Genomic DNA, 20,674 nt, shown 5'->3' on the forward strand with positions numbered 1-20,674 from the left:
CGCCAGGCGACGACCTCCCCGTCCGGCGACGCTTCGTGCGTTGCCGACGGACGACATGGCGCTCGAGGGCGTGCACCTCGGTTGAGCAATGTCCTACCGCTTTCGTGGGGACGCTTGCTTCTGGAGGGCGTGCGGGCGAGCGTGCCCGGGCGAGAAAAATCGCGGGGTGGAGGCAATGAGATGAGAACGGTACGATTGGCGACGATCGTTGCGGCGGCTCTTGCCGCCCTGGTGCTTGGTGCGACCGTGCCCGGGTGCCTGTGGGATCGCGAGGACGAACCCCTGAGCGGGAGGATCTGCGCGATACCGAATACCGGCGTCGTCGAGCACTGCGTTGACGCGAGCGAAGGCCCGGCCAGCGCGTGGAACAAGGCCGAGGCGGACGGCGAGCTGCCGATATTCATGTGGGCGCGGTGGTCGGGCAGGGTGATGCCCGACGAGCTGATCGCGAGCGAGGCGGAGCTCAGGGCCTGGTTCGACACCGTCGATCGGGTCGTGTCCTACGTGCGCGACGAGCAGAAGCACGCCGAGTCGCTTCAGGCGACCCTGCACGGCGAGCTCCGCGGGCTGCTGTGGCTGATCAGGGATAGCCAGGAGGAGGCCCTCCAGGCAGAGCCGATCCGCGCAGCCGACAACTTCAAGGAGGCGATGACCGGCAAGGCGAGCGCCGAGCGGGAGCCGCTCATCGCCGCGATCGCAGCCGACAAGCAGGCGATGGCTGCCGTGCAGGCGATCTTGGATCGAGTCAGGGACGAGGTCGCGCCGGTGCAATCCAGGTACGCGGGCGCGGCGGCGCGCTTCGCCGCGTACCGGGCGACCGAGGCGGCGGAGACGGCGGCGTACGCGGCGCTCTCGGCGCAGGCGTCGCGATCGGCGATCGACGAGCTCGACGGCGTGGAGCAGGCGGTGCTCGCGGCGGCGCGCGAGGCAAGCCGCGCGCCGAGCGAGCTCGCCGCGGAGGTGATGACGCTGTCGGCGGAGCTCCAGGCGCTCGCGGTCTCGTTCGACGAGGCGATCGCGCCGCACAAGGACGTCCTTGCGACGCACGGCGCGGTGGTGCCGGACATGACGTCGGGGGCGCTGCGCTCGCTGAATGCGATGCTCGGGTATGTGCAGCGGCGGGTCGCTCGGAGCGACGCGACGGCGACGGCGCTGCTCGGCGGCATCGCGCTGCGCCGGCAGGCGCTCGTCGCGCTGGAGGCGGACGAGGGGGCGCGCGAGGCGAGCGCGCGGTCGCGGAGCCGCAAGGCCTCGGAGGCGTTCAGCGAGGGAGCGCGCGCGCGGGCGGCGGCGCTGTCGGCGGCGCCGCCGATGAGCGAGAAGCTCGGGCTGCCGCTCTTGGCCGAGCGGTGCGGGGAGCTCCTGGCGCTGGTGCAGATGCGGCCGCTCTGCGAGGCGGCGTCGTCCTCGTGGCGAGAGGCGGGATGCGCGGCGTTCCGAGGGCGGTTCGACGCCGCGGAGGCCGAGCTCAGGACGGGCTTGCCGCAACAGATCGCGGCGGGCCTCGCGGCGCTGCGGGAGAAGGGGATGGCCGCGGCGGAGCTCGACGCGGCTCAGGCGAGGCTCGACGCGGGCGACGTGAAGGGCGCAGCGATCGCGTATGACGCCGCCGTGCGCGGCGCGGAGGGGCCATGAGAGGCTCCAAGGACGTTGCGCTGCGCGGCCGGAGCGCCGCGGTGTTCCAGAGGCTCGTCGCGCTGGTCACGGCGCTGGCGGTGCTGGCGCCGTCGTTCGCGTGGGCCGGTACGCCGTACAGCCTGAGCTGGGAGCGCACACAGCTCAGCGCGAGCTGTGAAACCGCCGGGCTCGGGAAGAACAACGGGGTCGCGTTCTTCGATGTGAACGACGTGCCGCTACCGACCTACGACGTTCCTGGTACGCTGGTGACCCACGCCGACGGCTCGACGAGCAGCAGGGCGGAAGCGGGGTTCGACTCGGTGCTGCTCCGCATCGGAGCCAATGATTTCCAGCTCGGTGTCTCCGTCGAGACCGGGGACAACTCGTGCGTTCAAGCGCACGAGGTCGTGTACCTCGTGTCGGCGCCGCTCGGGCTGAGCAAGCCTCTCTTCGACGTGTGGCGCGATGGGGTCGCCTTCACGGGCAGCACCGTGGCCGACCTCGGCCTCGCGGAGATCAACCCGGCGCTGGCCCGCGACATCGCGGAGCTGGAGGTCGCGATCGGCAAGCTGATGGAGGCGATCCTCCGCGACGCCGCCAAGGTCGCCGATCTACGGGCGAGGATGGACCTCTTGCGGCAGCTCGATCTGGAGCTGCACGACCTGGTGAACCGGCCGCTGGACGAGATCTCGCGGACCGACCTCGACGCGATCCTGGACCGGTACGAGGACGTGGTCGACCCGGCGACGCGGGCGGCGATGGAGCAACTCGTCGACGACCTGAAGAAGAGCGTCAGCGACCTGGAGGACGAACTCGCGCGGTTGATCGACGAGTTCGGAGCGCAGGCGGACGAGGTGGCGGACCTCGCGACGCAGGACGCGCGCGCCGAGGGGTGGAACCCGGACGATCCGTGGGCGTACGCGCTCGGGGAGAGCGAGGTGCCGTGGGTCGAGGTGCCGGACATCGCGGAGGTGGAGGGAGCGTTCGACGAGGGGAGGGACCCGTACGCGGCGTACGCGGACGGCGTGATCGCGGCGCTGGAGAAGGACGTGAGCGGCGGGGTGGTCGTCGCGCGGGCGGACTTCGTGGCGAACGTGCGAGCGTGGCGGGCGAACAGCGCGGCGCTGGAGATCGCGCTGCGCGACCGGATGGGGGTGTCGCTCGCGGAGACGAACGCGTTCCTGAAGGCGCAGAACCGGATCACCGGGTTCGTGCGGCAGTTCATGGATGCGTCGGATTGGTTCGAGGACTCGCCGGTGCCGGCGGACCTGCGGGCGCAGGTGGACACGGTGCTGAAGCCGCGGTTCGACGCGCTCGCGGACCAGATGAAGGACAGCCTGAACCAGTGGACGGGGGACGGGCTCGACCTGGAGCAGACGCAGCTCTATCAGACGATCAGCGCGTTCGCGGGAGCGATATCGACGGTCGCCGAGGGGGTCGAGGCGTACGCGGAGGTGATGCAGACGCTCGTCCACGCGACGACGCGCATCGGGGTCGGGTTCGTACCGGTGGTCGGGCCGGCGCTCGATTTGTGCGAGGCGGTCACCGGGAAGGCGTGGTGCTTGCCGTCGGGGGAGGAGCTCAGCACCGAGGAGCGGATCTTCTCGGGGGTGGGGTTCGGGCTCGGGGCAGTCGGGCCGATGTGGCGCGCGGTCAAGACCAGCAGCGGGCTGCGGCCGGCCGCGATCCGGGTGGCCGGGGAGATCGCTGAGATCGAGGACGCGTTCGCCAAGATCGTGAAAACGAACCGCGTCCGGGGGTACAAGGGGCTCACCGGGGCGATCACCAGGTTCGAGGTGGACATCTTCGAGAAGAAGGCGGCCAAGTTTCTGGTGGACGACGGAAGATCGCTCATTGGGGTCGGCGACGACGGTGTGCGGACGGTGCTCGGCATTCCGAGAAAATCAAGTCCTGGTGGCAGCGAGGCGATGGCGCCCGACTTTGTGTCGATATCCAGCGGGCACCAGCTGATCGTGAGCGAGGCAAAGGGCGGCGTAGAGATCGAGGTCGGGAAGGTGCGCACCCAGCTCTCGAACGCGATGAAGGCGCTGAAGGCGAAGGGGCTGGATGGCGACGTGGCTCGGGTCGAGCTCATCATGGAGCAGGGGGCGAAGTTCGATGATAAGAATTTTACCGTTCGGGACGGTTACCTGTTCAACTTGATGACGGGCAAGCCAGCGACCCTGGAAGGCTCCGACAAATTCATCATGGTGATCCGGCTATGACCGCATCAGAACCTTGGTTCTATGCATGGTGTGACGAGGCAGAACGGCTCGACGCGTTCGCCGCGGCACTGTCGGCCCTCGTCATCCCGGGAGCTCGCATCAGCCTGATGATGAGCTCCGAGGAAGGGTGCGAGACGCGCTCCGTGGACGAAGTGCTTGCGATGATCCGCGCCCACTTCGGAGGAACGAACAACGCTCACCTCCTGTCCGGCGTGAGCCTGAGCGATTCCGAGGGCGGCATGGTGTTCGGCCTTAAGTGCTACACCGACGAAAGCGAACGTCTCTGTCCTTGGGGCCCGCTCTGCTTGACTGCGGGCGAACGCAAGTGGGATTTTTACCCCTACGAGATCCCCGTGGGCAAAGGCCCCCGCTCCGTGGAGGCCGAGGCCGCGGTCGCCTGCCATCTGGTTCAGGGGGCCGTCGGGGACCTCCTGCTCCGCCTCTGTGCGCCGGACGCGAGCGGGCGCGTGCCGACCGGTGCCTGCACGGACAAACACAACTGGAGCGCCCCGGTCGAGATGTGCGCGACCTACAACGCGAACGCCGCGGAGCTCGCGCGAGACCTCGCCCTGTCGTGGGTGAGCCTACACGACAAGGAAAGCGTCTCGCGCATCGCGGGCACGTCGCTGGAGGCGCTCCGCGCGCGGGTGGAAGCCGCGCCGCGCGGCGTGCGCGTGCCCATGAAAGGCACGAGCGAGCTCACGGGCTCGCTCTCGCGCGAGACCGTGCTCAAGGCGCTCGCAACGCCGCCGGCCACGCTGTTCGAAGCGCTCGAGGCCGCGGCGGTGCCCGACGATGCATGGCGCGCGGCCGAGCCCCGGGCGCGCGAGCTCTTGGAGCTACGCCGCCTGCTCGAGGACGAAGCCGCGGGGGAGGTCCCACCCGCCTTCTGGGTAAAAGTCGCGACGCGCGAGCACACCCGCTTCCTCGAAGAGCACGCCCCCTTCCACGTCCGGCGGCTCCCGAGCGGCGGCGTGCTGCTGGCCACGCACCCCTACCGCACGCTCTGGCCGCTCTGGGCCGACGCGCTCTTCGTGCTCGGCCTGATGTCCTGACGCAGGCTACCCCATGAGGATGATCGAGCGATGAGAGAAGGGCCGTTTTTCTTCGCCTGGTGTGACGAGGCACAGAGGGTCGATGCGTTCGGCGCGGCGCTGTCGGCCCTCATCAAGGAGCCACAGTACAGTATCCGCGCGATCATGGATCGCGACACGGAGTGCAACACGATCTCCGTGGACGAGGTGGTCGCGCTGCTCCGCGCGCACTTCGGGCGCACCGATGCTGAAACGTACTTCGTCGCGTCGTTGAGCCAGGAACACTTCGTCCATTGCATCCTTCGCTGCTTCACCGACAGGAGCGAGCGTCTCAAGCCGATGGGCCCCATCCACATGCACGCCCGCCAGATCGAGGACTTTTCCCCCATGCACATGGACCTCGCCCTGGGGAGGGGCCCGCGCTCCGTGCAGGCCGAGGCCGTGCTCGCGTGGCACATGGCGCTGGAGGACATCGACGACGTCCTCCTCCGCCTCTGCGCGCCGGACGCGAGCGGGCGCGTCCCGACCGGCGGCTGCACGACGGCGCGGACCTGGCTCGCCCCGATTGCCATGTGCGCCACGTACAACGCGGACGCCCGCGACATCGCGCGCGATCTCGCCCTCTCGTGGGTCTGCCTCCACGACAAGGAGAGGGTGTCGCGCACCGCGGGCCTGCCGGTGGAAGCGCTCCGCGCGCGCGTGGAAGCCGCGCCGCCTGGCGCGTGCGTCGCGTTGAGACATGCCAGCGCGCATTCGATCTCGCTCTCCCGTGAAGCCGTCCTCAAGGCGCTGGCAATTCCGCCCTCCGCCCTGCTCGAGGCGCTCGAAGCGGCGGCGGAGAAGCCCGATGGCGCGTGGCGCGCCGCAGAGCCGCGCGCGCGCGAGATCTACGAGCGGACGCTCCCGTTCAGGGGACACGACGAGCGGGACACGGAGACAGGCAACGGCTCGCCCCTCTCGCAGGTCGAGATCACCCTCGACCACTTCGAGTTCCTTGTCGACCACGCCCGGTTCCACGTCCGCCGCCTGCCGAGCGGCGGCGTGGTGCTGGCGACCCACCCGTACCGCACGCTCTGGCCGCTCTGGGCCGATGCGCTCTTCAGGCTCGGCCTGATGTCCTGACGCAGGTTGCGCACGTTCTCCCTTCCCCGGACTTCGCATCCTGGCTGCAGGCACCAGGCGGCGCCCCCCCCTCCCTGAGCGCGCGGAGCGCCTGAGCATTGGTTCCATCGGCTGACAAGCTCAGGAATTTGTTTCATTTTCCGCTGGTTGACGCCGCATGCAGAAGACATCGGCTTGTGTGTGGGCGGAGGAGGACTTACAGAATACCAATGAGGGCGGGGGCGCTCACGCCGCGAGGAGATCACGAGCGAGCTCGCTTACGCCGGCTAGTCGCATTCAGTGGCGCAGGGGCCGCCGCAATCGACGCCCTCTTCCCCGCCGTTGCGCGTGCCATCCAAGCATGTCGGGGCGCGGCAGACGTTGACGAGGCAGACGCCGCTCGTGCAGTCAGTAGGTAGCGCGCAGCGCTCTCCCTCGGGGCATGTGCGCGCATCGGGGCCGCCGCAATCGACGCCCGTCTCCGTGCCGTTCGCGCGCCCGTCGCTGTGAGTCGAGGCGGTGCAGCGCCCGGACTTGCAGGCGCCGGAGCCGCAGTCAGCGTCGCCCTCGCATTCCAGGCCGTTGTCGCAGGGCGCGCAGGGGCCGCCGCAATCGGTATCCGTCTCATCGGCACCAAGACGGTTGTCGATGCAGTGGTCGGGCACGCACCTGTTATCGTCGCACACCTTGTTTGCGCTAAGTGAACAGTTCGCTAGTTCGATGCACTGCACGCATCGACCGGCGAGGCAAAAGCCATCAATGCATCGCGCCCCGTCAGGCCGAACAGCGTGCACTGGTCCGTCGTCTTCGCAGCGGTCGATCGTGCAGTCGTTGCCGTCGTCGTGGTTATCGAGATAATCCACAATGACCTCGACAGTTCCGTGGCTGCATGTCCGCCGAGCGCAGTCGCCATCCTTTTGCGATTTCGCGTCTCCGAACTGCCTGGGTATATACATGCACTTGCCGCGATCGCAAGAAGCCAGTTGTTCGCAAGTACGCTCCTTCGCTGGGCAGTCGGCGTCTTCGCGGCACTCATACTCCCTCCCCGCGCATTCCTCGGTTCCCTCGGCGCACTGATAACATGGGCGGCACGCCAGCTTGCACTTCGGATCGTCGGCCTCGCGGTAGTCGCAGCAAATTACATGGGTCAGGTCCTGGCACCTGCATAAATCATTATGGCAGAACGTGCCGGGAATGGTCTGCGCCCCTTTGTAGCAGTCGTCGGTAACCTCACAGTCTCCGTAGGTATACGGCCCATCGCACGCCAGTGGTATGGCAAACCATGCCGCCGTCACAGCGGCGGATACAAATGCGCGTAAGAACATATCACCTCCTGGCTGGACGACGCATCGTGCACGAATACCATTCTTCGGACTCGCAAAGCTGTTCGTGCGTTCCGCGCCGGGGGGGCGGCGCGGGTGACGACGCCGGGGGTGTCGAGGTGGCGACCGGCGCCGGTTCCGCCGGCGCGGGTGGCGCCGTGACGGACGGCGGCGGCGCAGCGGCCAGCGCTGGTACCTGCACCACGACGGGCGACGGGCGGAGCAGCACGGTCAGGCTCGCAGCAGTCCCGAGCGCCACCGCCGCGAGGCCGAGCGCCACGACGGCGAGGGGCCCCGTCGTCCCACGAGGGGGCGGCGGCGCGGCGAGCTCGTGCACGGGCGGCGGCTGCACCGCCCCTGCCCGCACCGCTCGGATCTCGACCGATGCCGGGAGCGTCTCCCGGCGCTCTCGACCGCGGGGCGTCTTCGGGCCATCGTCCACCTCGATCGGGACCGTATCGCGATCGCAGGGCACCACGTGCAGGGCCGCGAGCACCTCGGTCGATGCGTCGCGCAAACGATCGAAGAGCTCGAGCATGTCGCCGTAACGCTTCTCGTGGTGCTCCGCGGTTCCCTTCGCGATGAGCTCCGCGAGCGGCGCTGGCACGACGCCGCCCGCGGGCAGGCGATCCTGCACGACACGATCGATGATCGCCGCCAGGCTGTACACGTCGGCCTGCGGGCCGGTCGGATAGCCGCGCTTCGGCACTTCCGGCGCCTGAGGTCGATGTGTCGCACGGAGCTCGATACCAAACAACGCCAGGAATCCGAGCCGCGCGATGCGGACTTCTCCCCGCGCGTCGAGGCTCAGGGACTCCAGCGTCAGATCCCCGTGATACACGCCCATTTCGTGAGCGGATGACAGCGCCCCCGCGGTGTTCAAGGCGTGACCGAGCATCTCTGCGATGCCCTGCCAGCCGCCGGCGAGCACGATGGGCGTCCCTGCTGGCTCGGTGACGACGAACGCCCATCCGTCGGCGCTCATGCCCCCGTCGACGATGGCCGGTGACCAAGGGAGCTTGACCCGCCGTAGAGATTCGAGTCGTCGTGAAAAGTCGAGGTCACCTCGGGGCGCCGCGTACATGCACCACGGTGTGCCCTCCTTGGTGCACCGCCAGCCTTGCAGCGGCGGAGGCGCGTCGATCCGGTCGCCTAGTTCGTAGCCCTGAATCACCATCGGCGTGCCACGGCTACGGATGCGCCATCGGGCCGGAGATACCAGTAGACACCGGTGCCAGCGCCGAGAGCCGCGGCCCCGATGAACGCGCCGAGCGCGGCGGTGCGGAGCGTGCCAGCCGCCTGTGAGGCCGCGCGCACTTCGTCACACCCTGGCAGTGACGACTTGGGGCAGCCTTGCCCGGGGTACAGCTGGTACGCGCGCCGGGTGGTGGTGTCGGACCTCTCCTCGCCGAGGGCGAGCAGGGTCCCGCCGGCCACGGCAGCCAGGCCGGCGCCGGCCAGGCCGGCGTAGATCGGCCACGTGGGACCGGGCTCGGGTGGCGGAGGGGGCCGACGCACAGGGGGGGTGGGCCGCTCCGGGGGCAGCTCAAGCGTCACCTGCCGGCGCTCGCCCGCGGGCACCAGCACGCGAGCAGACGCCTCCCGCCCGGCACGCTCGATCTCTGCGATGTGGGAGCCCTGCTCGACCCACACCTCGCGCACGCCGGGCTCGAGCTCCCGCCCGTCGATGCGCACCACCACGTCGGTGGGTGCACGGATGCTCAGCCGGCCGAGCTGTGCCTCTACACGGCCGAGCTCGATCCGGTGCGCCTCGCGGAGGTCGAGACGTACGCAAATCTGCAGGAACTCACGGGCCGTGGTGAGCTCCCCCGTGCGCGACGCCAACTGCCCGACGTTGCAGGCGGCGTCAGGGCTGCGCTCGGCATCCCAGAGCCCACGCCAGAGCACGAGAGCGTCGCCTAGGCGCCGCTCCTCGACGGCTCGGTTGGCGGCTGCGATCGTCCGATCGCGCGTGGTCGGCGCTCGCGGGGGGGCCGCGCACACGTCGCCTGACGCGAGGAGGACGGCCACACACACACCGAGGGAACGCATGTTAGCGAGGCTACCGCAAGAAGACGAGAAAAACCACGGGGGCGATGGGAGTACCCATCCCCCGTGGCTTTGCCGGCGGTCCCCGATCCTTCATTCGTACTTCGGGACCGATCGTTCGATTTCGAGGAAATTTTGCCGCGCCAAATGGAATGGCAAGCTGGATTGCAGAGAGGACGGCGTAGCGCCCAGGTCCTACGGGAGAGCCATCCTTATCAACTCCCCATGACATCCAACCACGCGCCCGAACAGAACCCGTCCACGCCACATCATTCCGGCGCTACCTGCTCGACGGCGGCCCCTCGTTGCTGGCGATGCGCGCGAGCACCTCCGGGAAGAGGTGCAGGCCGCCGCCGCTCACGCGCTCGATCGCGCCGAGCGCCTCGAGCTTGTCGAGGTCCTTCTGGACCGTCTGCCGGACCACGCCGAGGTACGCGGCGATCTGCGAGGCGGTCGGCTTCTCCTCGAGGAAGATGTTGTTCGCGGCGCCCCGCTTGGTGCCGAATCGGCGAGCGTGATGGAGCAAGAACGCGGCGAGCCGTACGTGCGTCGTCGCCCCGAGCGAGCCGAGCCGGAGCTGGGTCTCGACCATGCGCCGGTACTGCTCGTTCCCCCAAGCGAAGTTGAGCTCGGCATCCGAGGCGAGCGCGGCTCGAAGGGCACGAGCCGGCAGTTGCACGAACGTGACCGGGCTGAGCGCGATTGCCGTCGTGCGATACGTGACCTCATACACGGCTTCGTCGCCGATGATCTCTCTGGCGCGGTACCACCCGATCGGCACCGTGCGCTCGGCGATCGTGGCGTCGAGCCGGACGGTGCCGCGGACGAGGAGCAGCGCGCACGCCGCGGGGCTCCCCTCGGTGTAGATCGGGTCGGGCCCCTCGGCCTGCGCTGTGCTTCCGGCGCTCGCGATCTGGATCAGCGTGTCGGGGCTCGCACGCTTGAGGACCGGCGAGCGGGCGAGCAGATCCACGCGGTCGCGCAGGGGGTCATCGGGGGGCGGAGGCACGCGCGCACCGTACACGAGCGCGACCTGTGCGTGGAAGGCCCGTTCTCGACTGTCGTTGTGCCTCCGATCGACACCGGGCGAGGGTCAGTGACTCGATTCACCTGCTCGAGGGCGGGCCTTCCTGGTCGGCGATGCGCTCGAGCACCTCGGGATGAAGGTACAGGCCACCGCTCACGCGCAGGATTCCGCCGAGCTCCTCCAGCTTGTCATAGTCCTTCTGCACCGTTTGCCTCACGACCCCGAGATACGCGGCGATCTGCGAGGCGGTCGGCCGATCGACCAGCAAGAGCTTGGTCGTCTCGAGCTCCTTGCTGCCGAACCGGCGCGCGTAGTCCAGCAGGAAGCCCGCGAGACGAACATGCGTCTTCGCGGCGAGCGCACCCAGCCTTAACTGAGTCTCGACCAAGCGCTCGTGCTCCAGGTGCCCCCACGCGATCGCGAGCGCCGCATCGGACGCGAGCGCCGCGCGCAGGGCGCCGGCCGGTAGCTGGACGATCGACGTCGGGCTGAGCGGGACAGCCGTCGCGCGGTACATGGGCACATACGCGGCTTCCTCGGCGATGATCTCCCCCTCGCGATACCACCCGGTAGGCACGGTGCGCCCCCGGATGGTGGCGTCGAGCCGGACGGCCCCTCGGACGAGCAGCAGCGCGTGCAGCGCGGGATTCCCCTCGGAGTAGAGCGGATCGGGCCCCTCGGCCTGCGCGGTCGTGGTGGTGCTGGCGATCTGGGTCAACGTGTCCGCGCTCGCACGCTGGAGCACCGGCGAGCGCGCCAGCTGCTCGACGCGGTGGCGGAGGATCTCGTCGGGGAGCGGGGGCACGGGCGCATGGTATGCGAGCGCGCCCCGTGCGCGGAAGAGCGGGGGTGCAGTGTCGCTTTTACGACACTACGACAGACCCGCACCGGGCAGGGTGCGATCCGGCCGAAACTGTGAGGTGGGCTCGTCTTCCTCGCCCGGCTCGCTCAGCACAGGAAGCTCGGTCAACGCGGCGGCGCGCGCGGTGGCCTCACGATCATCGGCCGGCCTCCACTGCCTGCGCGGCTCGCCAGCGGGCGGGGCTGGACGAGCGGGAGGCGCCGCGACCACCTTCACCTCAGGCGCAGGGGCGGGACGACGCAACGGGCGCGGGCTCGGGCTCGGCCCTGGTACGTGAACGTAGCGGCCCGGCGGCGGTCCTTTCGGCTGCGGCGGCGGTGCCGGGACCGTGGGCGGCGGCGCGATCGGCGGGGCAGGCGGCTCGCATGGGGGCACCGTCGGCACGGGGGGCGTCGCTGGCGGCTCGACTGGGGTGGGCGTCGGCGGCTCGGCGCTGTCGACGGGAGCGGGGACGCCGGGGAGCTCGGCCAACTCGGCGAACGCGACACGACGACGCGAGATCGCCGCCGTGAGGGCGTCGTGCGTGCGAACCATAGTCGTCTCCGAGATCAGGCGATACGCGCCATGGATGCGGGAGAGGGTGAGCCACGCGTTGACAGGGACGCCCGTGAAGTTTGCGAGGTGCCGCGCCATCCGTTCGTTGATGGCGCGACGCCCGTGAATGACGGCCGTGGCGGCACCGGGGGAGAGGCCACATGCATAAGCAAATCTGGTCTGCCAATCGTCTTCCCCGCGGCAGATCAGCCGAAAGGCTTCCGCCGGAGACGGCACGGATCGACCGCGAAACTCGTCGATCTCGGCGACCATGGCATCGGCGGTCGCCACGAACAACTGAACGAGGCGCTGCATCTCATCGACGTCCCAATTCTGAATCGCCCCTACCGCTTCTTTCGCCGCGCGCTCGCGCTCGACGGCGGCATCCCGCTGGCCTCTGGCTCTGCCGAGCTTTCGGTTCGCCAGGGCGAGCTCCCCCACGAGACCGGCGATTGCGAGCACAGAGACAAGCAAACCGAGAGCGAGCACACCGGCGTTGGCACGGAACGTCTCATGTATCTGTGTCCATGTCATAGGCACCTCCGAACAAAGCGCGGCCCAGCCAGCCTTGGACGCACCGCGCGTCGGCGTCGTCCCTCCAAGGGGGCGGTCGGGGACGCAGCCGAGCGAGCTGGACACCGTCGGGATATGGTGTCACATTTGCGACACCATGGGGAGACCGAAAATGGGGAATCGAGAGGTGCTGCAAGGTCTGGGCCGCCTGCTCCCCGACGTGCACCACGGGCGCGGCGACGCGCGGCGCGTGGACGCAGCGAGGGAAGCAACCGACGCGGGGGAACGCCTGGCCCGGGATGGCCGGTCGGCGCTCTCAGCGTGGGTCGCGACGGCGCTCCTGCTCGGGGTGCTCCCCAGGCTCCTCGGAGCTGGTGCGGCGCGCCTTCGCGCGGTGTGGGCGCTCGATCTCCTGCCCTTCCTTCGGCCTGAGCAGATCGAGCGGCTCGCCGGGTGGGCTCTCGACGGCGGGTGTGGCGGTGAGGCGATCGATCGCGGGCCATCTGGCTCCGGCCGGCCGTCCTGCCGAGGGCCCCCGAGGCCGGCGTGGTGACGCCGGCAGAACAGACGTGCGCCCGGGCTCCGGCTCTTGCCGCCACGTGAGCGCATTTGAGCAGCGGCCTGCGTGCTTGTGTGCGCCGTCAGCCTCGCCACGCTGGACGTGCGTGCGCACGTGAGCGCCCCGGTCTTATTCCCGCACACGCCCTGCGCGACTTCGCCATGCACCGCAATGGCGCGCGATCCCCTATCTGATGAAAATTGGCGCGCGGCCCTTAAATGACTGTCGCATTTGTGACACCATTGGGCATGGCAGCGAGAGATGAGCGCTATCCTGGAATTGACGCGCTTCTTTCGGAGCGCGCCCTCCAGCGCCTGGCGCGATGGCTTGTACGCCTAGGTGTTCCGTCATCAGAAGTGCACGACGTAGCGCAAGACGTCCTAGAGCAGCTGCTCAAGTCATGGAGCAAGTACGACGCGAACATCGGACCGGTCGAGCGATGGCAGAACCGAATCGCGGTCTTCACGGCGTTGCACTATCACGAGAGAGTCAAGGGCCGCCCCTGGGAGCGGCCAGGCGTCGAGCCAGATCCCGAGAGGCCCGATGAGAGCCCGACGGCCCTTGAGCTCGTCGAGGACCTGTCGCAACGCCAGCACGCGCACGCCCTCATGCACCAGATCTCGCCCGACCTGCGCGAGGTGCTCACGCGGTACCTGGCTGGGATGCCGATGAAGGAGATCGCAACGCAGCTCTCCCTCCCGGTCTCGACCGCGTACAAGCGCCTGGCCCGCGCCTGCGATGAGCTCGGACACCGCTGGCGGATGGCCGAGGCGACGGCGAATCGAACGCCCATTCCCCAACCCCCGAATCCCCGAGCGCGACGGCCCCGGGGTAAGGGGTGAACGCCGCAGGGTGGCCCCATGGGGCTGCAAACTGCCACGTGCCGCGTGGCAAGATCGTGGCCACGATCGCCGCGATGCGGTCGCGTGGTTTGGTCGCGCCGGTTCGAAGAACGCCCGACGGCCGGCCCCTGTCGTGCTCAGGCCGAGCAACGCGCCGCAGCCGATGGCACAGCCCCGGCCCAGGGCTTGTGACGCTCCGCGCCGAGCGCGGCGCTGCCGGCCCGCGGCGAACGGGCCGGCTCTTGCGATGCACTCGCGGATCGACGAGCCTGTTGGGCCAGGTTGCGGCCGTTCTGGTCGCGCGCCCCGAGAAGGAGGGATGCATGGCATCGAAATTGGTGACCGACAGGGACAAGTCCAGCCGCGCCGTGGCCGCGTCGGCCGAGACACATGCCGACGAGATCGCGAAGGGGATCGCGGCCGAGCTCGCGCCCTGCCTGAGGTCCGGCGAGAAGATGCCCGACGTGGCGTTGCTCGTGCGCCTCGTCGCGCGCCGGCTCGCTGTGGATACGGCCGCGCTCGTGGTGGCCGACGACGCGCACGAGCGCGAGCTCGCCGACGACGCCGCGCCCCGCGAGGCGCGCGACGAGGCGGCCGCCCGGTTGCGCTCGGTGCTCGTCGACGGGCGCGCCGCCGTCGATGCGGCGTTCGGGCTGGCGGGCCTGCGCAAGCTGCGGATGGACGGGGCCGTGCCCGAGGACCCTTCCGTGCTCGTCACGACCGGCGAAGGAGTCGTGAGCGCCCTGCGGGACGCGGAGATCAAGCTACCGAAGCCGAGACGCGCGTCGATGAAGCTCGATCGCGCCGCGCTCGCCGACGAGATCGCGGCCGAGCTGCCGGCGCTGAAGAAGGCGCTCGCGAAGGTCGCGACCGAGGAGCGCGAGAAGGAGGCGACGCTGCGCGCGAAGCAGAATGCCATGCGCAAGAGCGACAAGAGCTTCGGCCAGGGCGCCGCGCTGCTCGCGGCGAGCTTCACGTTCGGCGGCCTCGACGATCTCGCCGCGAAGGTGCGCCCATCTGGCCGCAGGCCCGGCCGGACCGCGGCCGAGGAGGACGACGCGCTGCCTCCCGAGGAGCCCGCCTCGCCCGAATCTCCTCTGCCGCTCGAAGGCGGCTGACCGCCGTCCGAGCCGGAGAGCGGCCCCCACGCTCCCAGAGTCGCGCTGCCACCGCCGGCAAACCCGATGATCCCGCGGCGAGCCGCGTTCCGAACCGTTCCCCTCGGCCGTCGCCGCGGGCGCATCCCTTCCGGAGCGTTCGGCGGCTCCGGCGCCGCCGGACCTCGCCTTTCTGACGGCTCCAGCGACGTCTCGCCCCGGGATCGCCGCCGGCGGAGCAGCTGCTACGTCGTGTCGCCCTGGGATCGTCGCCCGCGGGAAACCCGGGTCAGAAGAGGGGGGTGAGCTCGACGATCGCGGCGCGGCAGCGCGTCGCGGCGAGGACGACGTCGCGGGTGGTCGCGCCCTCGGGCAGCGCGGCGGCGAAGCGCACCGGCCCGCCCCGCAGCGCGATCCCCCGGGCGGCGAGCTCCCCGCGGAGGAGCTCCGCGTTGGTGCGGACGGTGAGGGCGTAGAGGCGGCTCCCGGCGGCGATCTCCGCGAACGTGCCCGAGAAGGCGAGCTCGCCGCCCGCGAGCACGAGGACGTCGGTGGCGCCGCGGACCAGGGCGCCCCGCGGGCCCTCGACGTCGAGCCGCGCCGCCGTGAGCAGCGCGCCGCGGCCCTCGGTGGCGCCCGCGAGCGCGGCCAGGACGAAGGCGGCCGCGGCGCCGTCGAGGCCGACGAGCGGATCCTCGGCGATCAGCACGGCGGGCGCGGTCACGATCGCCTGGGCGAGGACGAGCGCGCGGCGCTCGGGCAGCGCGAGCGCGCTCAGCGCGCGCTTCCGCGAGGCCGCGAGGCCGACCCGGGCCAGGGCGGGGGCCACCATCTCGGCCGCCGCGCGCGGCGAGGCCCCCGCGAGGCGCGCGCCCCAGCCGACGTAGGCGTCCGCGGTCCACGCGAGCGGCAGCGGCGGATCGAGCGGCGCCGCCCCGCTCGCCGCGCGGTGCGCGGTGCGCGCGACGTCGCGGCCCGCGACCTCGAGGCGCCCGGCGACGACGCGCGCCTCCCCGGGCGCCCCGCCGCTCGCGTCGTCCGCCGCGCCGGCCTGCGCCGGCCTCCGGAGGGACGAGAACGGGACGCCCGTGAGCGCCGCGAAGAGCGCGCCCGCGTCGCCGGCGCAGAGCACGCGCTCGCCGCGCGTCGCCGCGGTGAGCGCGTCGATGGCGACGACGTCGTCCACCGCGATGCGCGCCGCGCGGGCGTGGAGCAGCGGCGGCGCGGCGGGCCCGGCCTGCTCCGCGGGCTCGGCGGTCCTGGGCGACGCGGGCTCGAGCTGCTCCATGGGCTCAGCGTTCCTTCGACGCAGGCGACGCGGGCGGCGCGGATCCTCCGGGCTCGTCCTCGCGGGCCGTGGCGGGGGCGCCGAACGAGATCTCCCCGGCGAACTCGCTGCGCGCGAGCGGCCTGTCCGCGCCGAACACGAGGAACGGCGAGAGGGCGCGCGCGGCGTCGAGCATCACGGGCGGGATGGTCGCCCTCGCCAGCTCGCCCTGGGCCTGCGCGGAGAAGCCGACCAGGCTGAGGGCGTAGCCGAGGAGCGACGTGTCCTCCTCGGGGAGCGACTGGATGGGCGCGTCGTCGGGCAGCTGGCCCAGCCGGCGCGCCTCATCGATCGCCTGCCGGAGCCCGCCGAGGCGATCGATGAGCCGGCGATCGAGGGCCTGGGCGCCGGTCCACACCTGCCCGCGCCCGAGCGCGTCGACCTCCTCGGCCTTCATGTGGCGGTTCTCGACGATGCGGGCGACGAACCGATCGTAGAACTGCTTCACCTTGACGCCGAGCTGCTCGCGCTCGTCGTCGGTGTACGGCCTGTAGAGCGACTCGGCGTCGGCGCGGGGCGACGAGCGGAACGTCTCGATGCTCACGCCGAGCTTCTGCAGGAGCCCCGTGACGTCGGCCTTCCCGTAGAAGACGCCGATGGATCCGGTGATGGACGAGCGGCTCGCGAAGATCGGGGCGCCGGCGACGGACGCATAATAGCCGCCGCTCGCGGCCGACGAGCCCATCGAGACGATGAGCGGCTTCACGCGCGCGGTGAGGATCGCCTCGCGCAGGATGACGTCCGCCGCGAGCGTCGAGCCGCCGCCGGTCTCGATCCGGAACACGACGGCGCGGACGCTGCGGTCTTCCCGCGCACGGCGCAGCGCGCCCGCGACGGTGTACGAGCCCGCGAGCTTGACGCCGACGAACGGGATCGACCGGCTCTCGCCGTCGATCATGTCGCCGTCGAGGTAGACGAGCGCGACCTTGGGCGAGCGGCCCCAGCGCTCGGGCGCCTCGTCGCCCGGGTCGTCGTCGACGACGCGGGAGGCGCGCCCCATCACCTCGTCGATGACGCGGCCGAGCTCGTCGTCGTAGGCGAGCCGGTCGACGAGGCCGCTCTGCCGCGCCTCCTGCGCGAGGAACGGCCCGCGCGCGATCCGCCGCTTGAGCTCCTCGACGGGGATGCGGCGCCCGGCGCTCACCTCGGCGAGGAAGGCGCCGCTCAGCTGATCGAGCAGCGCCTGGTGATCGTCCTTGCCGACCTGGGTGCTCGTCTCGCGCGCGAACTGCTCGGCGGCGAGCTTGTGCGAGCCGATGCGGACGATGTCGGCCTGCACGCCGAGCTTCTTCAGGAGGCCGCCGAAGTAGAAGTAGCTCGACGACATGCCGGCGAAGCGCAGCCCGCCCGCGGGGTTCATGGCGATGACGTCGGCGCTCGAGCACACGTGGAGCGAGCGCCCGCCGGCGTCCTCGAGGTGGCAGAGGACCTTCTTGCCGTGGCTCCTCAGGTTGCGGATCGCGTCGGAGACCTCCTCGGCGTGGGCGAGCGAGCTGGCGGGCTCCGCGCGGAGCACGAGCGCGACGCCGGAGACCTCCGGGTCCTCGGCGAGGCGCCAGAGCTGCTGGAGGAGCCGCGTGTGCCTGCGGACGCCCGGGGTCGAGTCGAGGCGGACGCGGACGACGCGCGCGGGCAGCTGGACGCCCCGCTCGGAGAAGCTGCGGAGCGCGACGCCGGCGTAGAAGCCGGTGCCGCTCTTCGTGATGGCGTTGCCGAAGACGCCGCCGGCGGAGACCTGCAGCTCGTCGACGTTGACGTCGAGGCCGGCCATGGCGGCGATCTTCGGGCCGCCGTCGGCCGTGAGGTCGCGCAGCGCCACGTCGCCCCGGAGCGTGCCCACGTAGGGCACGCGCAGGCCGAGGGTCGCCCGGGGCGTCCAGGTGCCGCTCTCGTCGGGGTCGCTGTTCTCGACGTAGGAGGTCTCGAGCCCGATCTCGAGCGCGCGCCTGCCGCCCGCGGGCCGCACGGCGACGCCGAAGTCGTAGCTGCGCTCGATGGCCTCGCGGAGGCGGTTCTCGGGGCGGTTCCAGTCGCGCGCGACGGCCGAGAGCGAGAGCCACGTGGAGGGCCGGAGCGTGACGCCGCTCGTGAGCGAGAAGTACCCGTCGAGCGCCGGCGCGTCGGAGCTGCCCCAGCCGAGCGTCGTGCCGAAGGCGAAGGTGGGGCCTGTGTCGAGGGCGAGCCCCCAGCGGACCCAGCGCGACGGGCTGTCGAACGGCGCCGGCGCGGCGTCGGGCGGGTCGAGGAAGTCGAACCGCAGGCCGGTCGACACGTACCAGAGCGGCACGCCGAGCGCGATCGAGTGGCCACGCGCGGGCAGCGGCGAGGCGGAGCCCGTGTGGACCCATGTCCACCGGAGCTCGTTGCCCGGGAGGAAGGAGAGGTTCGCCGGGTTCACCGCGATGGCCGAGGTGTCGTCGCTGCTGGCGACGGGCTTGCCGGGATCGGGGAGCGGCTGCGAGGGGCCGTCGGCCGGCGCGGCGCGCGCGGCGGTCGCGCCGGCGAGCGCGCAGAGGCCCGCGCACAGGCCGAGCAGCGCGGCGGCGACACTGGCCGGGCGAGCGGCGCTGGCGGGGTGCGTGATGCTGGCGAGCCGCCCCAGCCGGGCGGGGCGCGGGGAGCGGGCGGGGCTTTGGGGGCGGGGTAGGTTGTTCATGCGCGGATGAGCTCCCTGAGCGTATCTGCTTCCGCGTCGTACGTCCGCTGGACCTCGGCGAGGGCGAGGCGCTCGACGAGCGGGCCGAGCAGGTTCAGCCGGATCTGGATGTCGCCATCGACCCGGCGGCGGGTGCGGCCCTGGGGCAGGCGCTCGAGTCGGTACGTCCCCGCCGAGCGGAAGTAGCTGCGCCACTGCTCCTTCGGACTGACCTGCCACGTGGAGGCGTGGTCCGAGAGGCGGTACGTCGAGCGCTCCTCCCAGGACATAGCGTCCTTCGCCACGGGGTAGCTCCGGAAGATCGGCAGCGGCGCGCTCGCCTGGAAGCGCAGGACGCGGAGCAGCTCCCCGTCGCGGAGCGCGTGCTCGACGGCCACGACGCTCTCGAGCGAGGCGACCCGCGTGGCGAGCCGAGGCCCGAGGTCCGGCGAGAGCACGGCGAGCTCCACCGCGTCGAGGGGCGCGTCGAGCTCGTGCGAGATGGTGAAGTGCACGCGGCCCTTCTATCACGCGGCGGAGGCCGGTCGCGGGCAGGTCGGAACGGGGCGATGAGGGCACAGCGGTGTGGGGCGCCCGGCGCGATGGCGGCTGCGAGCCGCCTGGCGAGAGGATCGGGCGCGGGAGCGATCGGGACGGGCGCGGGAGCGATCGGGATGGGTGCGGGAGCGAGAGGATCGGGCGCGGGAGTGAGAGGATCGGACGCGGGAGCGATCGGGATGGGCGCGGGAGCGAGCGGGATGGGCGCGGGAGCGAGAGGATCGGGCGCGGGAGCGATCGGGATGGGCGCGTTTGCCTGAACCGCGACCACCCCGATCCAACTGCGACCACTCCGCCGGAAGGCGCGAAACCCGGTGTCTCCGCCGTCCGGACACGCGGGGACAGCGTGCCACCATCGGTACCTCGTCGCGAAGAGCGAGGCCGCGGACCTGCGCCGGCGCGCCGTGCAGGCTTTCTGCGAGGCGCACCGGTGGCGGGAGTTCGCTACGATGCCGCCACAGAGGAACGAGATGCAGGACTTCGAGGAACCCAGGTATAAGAACGCGAAGACTGCCTTCGAGGCGGCATTCAGCAAGGGCTACGCATCCGGCCTTCGCGACCTCGATGAGGGACGCGCCGAGCGCCTTCCTGACGTCAGCAGCGTGTTCTACGTGGACGTGCCGGAGCACGACGTGCTCGACGACGAGTGGGAGCAGTACGTGCCCCGGTTCGAGCAGGCAGGGCGTCACGCCGCGCTGGCCACCCGCCGCACCGGAACCGCGAAGCTCGACCACGAGTGGTCGCACCCGGACACCCAGCACTGGAACCGGCCGCCCAACATGCTCCGCTGGATCGTGCAGCTGAACCCGTCCTCCTGACCGCTGGCGCGGCGACGAGGCCGAGCCTGACGCCCGGATGATGCTGGAGCGCGGGCGGAGGTAGCTGGAAATCGCCTCGCGCTCGCGTGGATCAATTTCTACCAGTTGACTTTTTCCGGTTGCGTTGACCCTCGAACTCGAGGCAGTGATGACCTTGTCAGACGCGCGGCGCCGGGCTCTGTGTGCCGGCTGTGGCGCTCATGGGCGCGTGTGCCCAGAGGAGGAAGTATGGCTATTTCTCTTGAAGAAGTGATGGCGAAGCACGAGATGGAGCGGAGCGCCCTCGGGCTGCGTTTGCAGGACTCGGCGTGGTCCAAGATGGCCGGCGTGGTCGCGCGCCAGGCCGTGCCTTTGCCGAGTCCGGCGATTCTCCGCGCCGCCGAGCAGATGCGCCGCGCGTTACGCGGCGTCGTTCCTCGAACCTGACCTCTCCTCCGCTCTCCCGCCTCCCACCCCGCGCCGACTGCGATCATCTTGCCGCAAGGCACGCAACTTGAGGAGCATATTCGCGCGTATGTACGCGCAACCATTCGGTCTTTCGTCAAGGTTAGGTC

General features: G+C 70.8%; 17 protein-coding genes. 9 read left to right on the plus strand and 8 right to left on the minus strand.

From position 1 onward, the window contains the following. Positions 1–180: 180 nt before the first annotated feature. From WMF45_RS45970 to WMF45_RS45985, 4 genes are read left to right on the plus strand one after another with little or no spacing between them, the layout of a single operon-like run. Positions 181–1,635, plus strand: a complete 1,455-nt coding sequence (locus tag WMF45_RS45970; RefSeq protein WP_437713143.1) for a hypothetical protein — start codon at positions 181–183, stop codon at positions 1,633–1,635. Further along, the gene (locus WMF45_RS45975) at positions 1,632–3,842 is read left to right on the plus strand and encodes a hypothetical protein (protein WP_437713144.1); all 2,211 of its coding nucleotides are present in this window, start codon (positions 1,632–1,634) and stop codon (positions 3,840–3,842) included. The genes WMF45_RS45970 and WMF45_RS45975 overlap by 4 nt, the downstream gene beginning before the upstream one ends. Further along, positions 3,839–4,897, plus strand: coding sequence for a hypothetical protein (locus tag WMF45_RS45980; protein ID WP_437713145.1), 1,059 nt, complete (start codon positions 3,839–3,841; stop codon positions 4,895–4,897). Before WMF45_RS45975 ends, WMF45_RS45980 begins: the two co-directional genes overlap by 4 nt. Positions 4,898–4,927: 30 nt before the next feature. Then, on the plus strand, positions 4,928–5,998 hold the full coding sequence (locus WMF45_RS45985) for a hypothetical protein (RefSeq protein ID WP_437713146.1): 1,071 nt from the start codon (positions 4,928–4,930) through the stop codon (positions 5,996–5,998). Positions 5,999–7,303: 1,305 nt separating this feature from the next. Here WMF45_RS45985 and WMF45_RS45990 read toward each other — a convergent pair. From WMF45_RS45990 to WMF45_RS46010, 5 genes are all read right to left on the minus strand, one after another. Continuing rightward, entirely contained in the window at positions 7,304–8,284 is a 981-nt protein-coding gene (locus WMF45_RS45990; RefSeq protein WP_437713147.1) for a hypothetical protein, read from the minus strand. A gap of 185 nt (positions 8,285–8,469) precedes the next feature. Continuing rightward, on the minus strand, positions 8,470–9,351 hold the full coding sequence (locus WMF45_RS45995) for a hypothetical protein (protein ID WP_437713148.1): 882 nt from the start codon (positions 9,349–9,351) through the stop codon (positions 8,470–8,472). A 277-nt stretch (positions 9,352–9,628) separates the two neighbouring features. Further along, a complete protein-coding gene (locus tag WMF45_RS46000) occupies positions 9,629–10,357 on the minus strand; it encodes a Crp/Fnr family transcriptional regulator (protein WP_437713149.1) in 729 nt (242 codons plus the stop codon). A 97-nt stretch (positions 10,358–10,454) separates the two neighbouring features. Continuing rightward, the gene (locus WMF45_RS46005) at positions 10,455–11,180 is read right to left on the minus strand and encodes a Crp/Fnr family transcriptional regulator (RefSeq protein WP_437713150.1); all 726 of its coding nucleotides are present in this window, start codon (positions 11,178–11,180) and stop codon (positions 10,455–10,457) included. 66 nt (positions 11,181–11,246) lie between these two features. Beyond that, entirely contained in the window at positions 11,247–12,305 is a 1,059-nt protein-coding gene (locus WMF45_RS46010) for a hypothetical protein (protein ID WP_437713151.1), read from the minus strand. 136 nt (positions 12,306–12,441) lie between these two features. Between WMF45_RS46010 and WMF45_RS46015 the strand changes: the two genes are divergently transcribed. The 3 genes from WMF45_RS46015 to WMF45_RS46025 all read left to right on the plus strand — a co-directional run bounded on the left by WMF45_RS46015 (position 12,442) and on the right by WMF45_RS46025 (position 14,803). Further along, on the plus strand, positions 12,442–12,837 hold the full coding sequence (locus WMF45_RS46015; protein ID WP_437713152.1) for a hypothetical protein: 396 nt from the start codon (positions 12,442–12,444) through the stop codon (positions 12,835–12,837). A gap of 254 nt (positions 12,838–13,091) precedes the next feature. Then, the gene (locus WMF45_RS46020; RefSeq protein WP_437719651.1) at positions 13,092–13,685 is read left to right on the plus strand and encodes an RNA polymerase sigma factor; all 594 of its coding nucleotides are present in this window, start codon (positions 13,092–13,094) and stop codon (positions 13,683–13,685) included. A 323-nt stretch (positions 13,686–14,008) separates the two neighbouring features. Further along, entirely contained in the window at positions 14,009–14,803 is a 795-nt protein-coding gene (locus tag WMF45_RS46025; protein ID WP_437713153.1) for a hypothetical protein, read from the plus strand. 268 nt (positions 14,804–15,071) lie between these two features. Here the strand turns inward: WMF45_RS46025 and WMF45_RS46030 are convergent, their stop codons facing one another. Genes WMF45_RS46030 through WMF45_RS46040 form a run of 3 tightly spaced genes read right to left on the minus strand, consistent with a single transcriptional unit; the run spans position 15,072 to position 19,259 of the window. Then, positions 15,072–16,070 carry an ABC transporter ATP-binding protein gene (locus WMF45_RS46030; RefSeq protein ID WP_437713154.1) on the minus strand — a complete coding sequence of 333 codons (999 nt, stop codon included), beginning with the start codon at positions 16,068–16,070 and terminating at the stop codon, positions 15,072–15,074. 4 nt (positions 16,071–16,074) lie between these two features. Beyond that, complete coding sequence (sppA, locus tag WMF45_RS46035) at positions 16,075–18,765, minus strand: signal peptide peptidase SppA (protein ID WP_437713155.1); 2,691 nt, start codon at positions 18,763–18,765, stop codon at positions 16,075–16,077. Further along, the gene (locus WMF45_RS46040; protein WP_437713156.1) at positions 18,762–19,259 is read right to left on the minus strand and encodes a DUF2505 domain-containing protein; all 498 of its coding nucleotides are present in this window, start codon (positions 19,257–19,259) and stop codon (positions 18,762–18,764) included. The genes sppA and WMF45_RS46040 overlap by 4 nt, the downstream gene beginning before the upstream one ends. 513 nt (positions 19,260–19,772) lie before the next feature. Between WMF45_RS46040 and WMF45_RS46045 the strand changes: the two genes are divergently transcribed. Next, positions 19,773–20,120, plus strand: coding sequence for a hypothetical protein (locus tag WMF45_RS46045; protein WP_437713157.1), 348 nt, complete (start codon positions 19,773–19,775; stop codon positions 20,118–20,120). A 252-nt stretch (positions 20,121–20,372) separates the two neighbouring features. Next, entirely contained in the window at positions 20,373–20,546 is a 174-nt protein-coding gene (locus tag WMF45_RS46050) for a hypothetical protein (protein ID WP_437713158.1), read from the plus strand. Positions 20,547–20,674 lie beyond the last annotated feature (128 nt).

Source organism: Sorangium sp. So ce448 (genome assembly GCF_051520915.1).
GTDB classification, from domain to species: Bacteria; Myxococcota_A; Polyangia; order Polyangiales; family Polyangiaceae; genus Sorangium; species Sorangium cellulosum_B.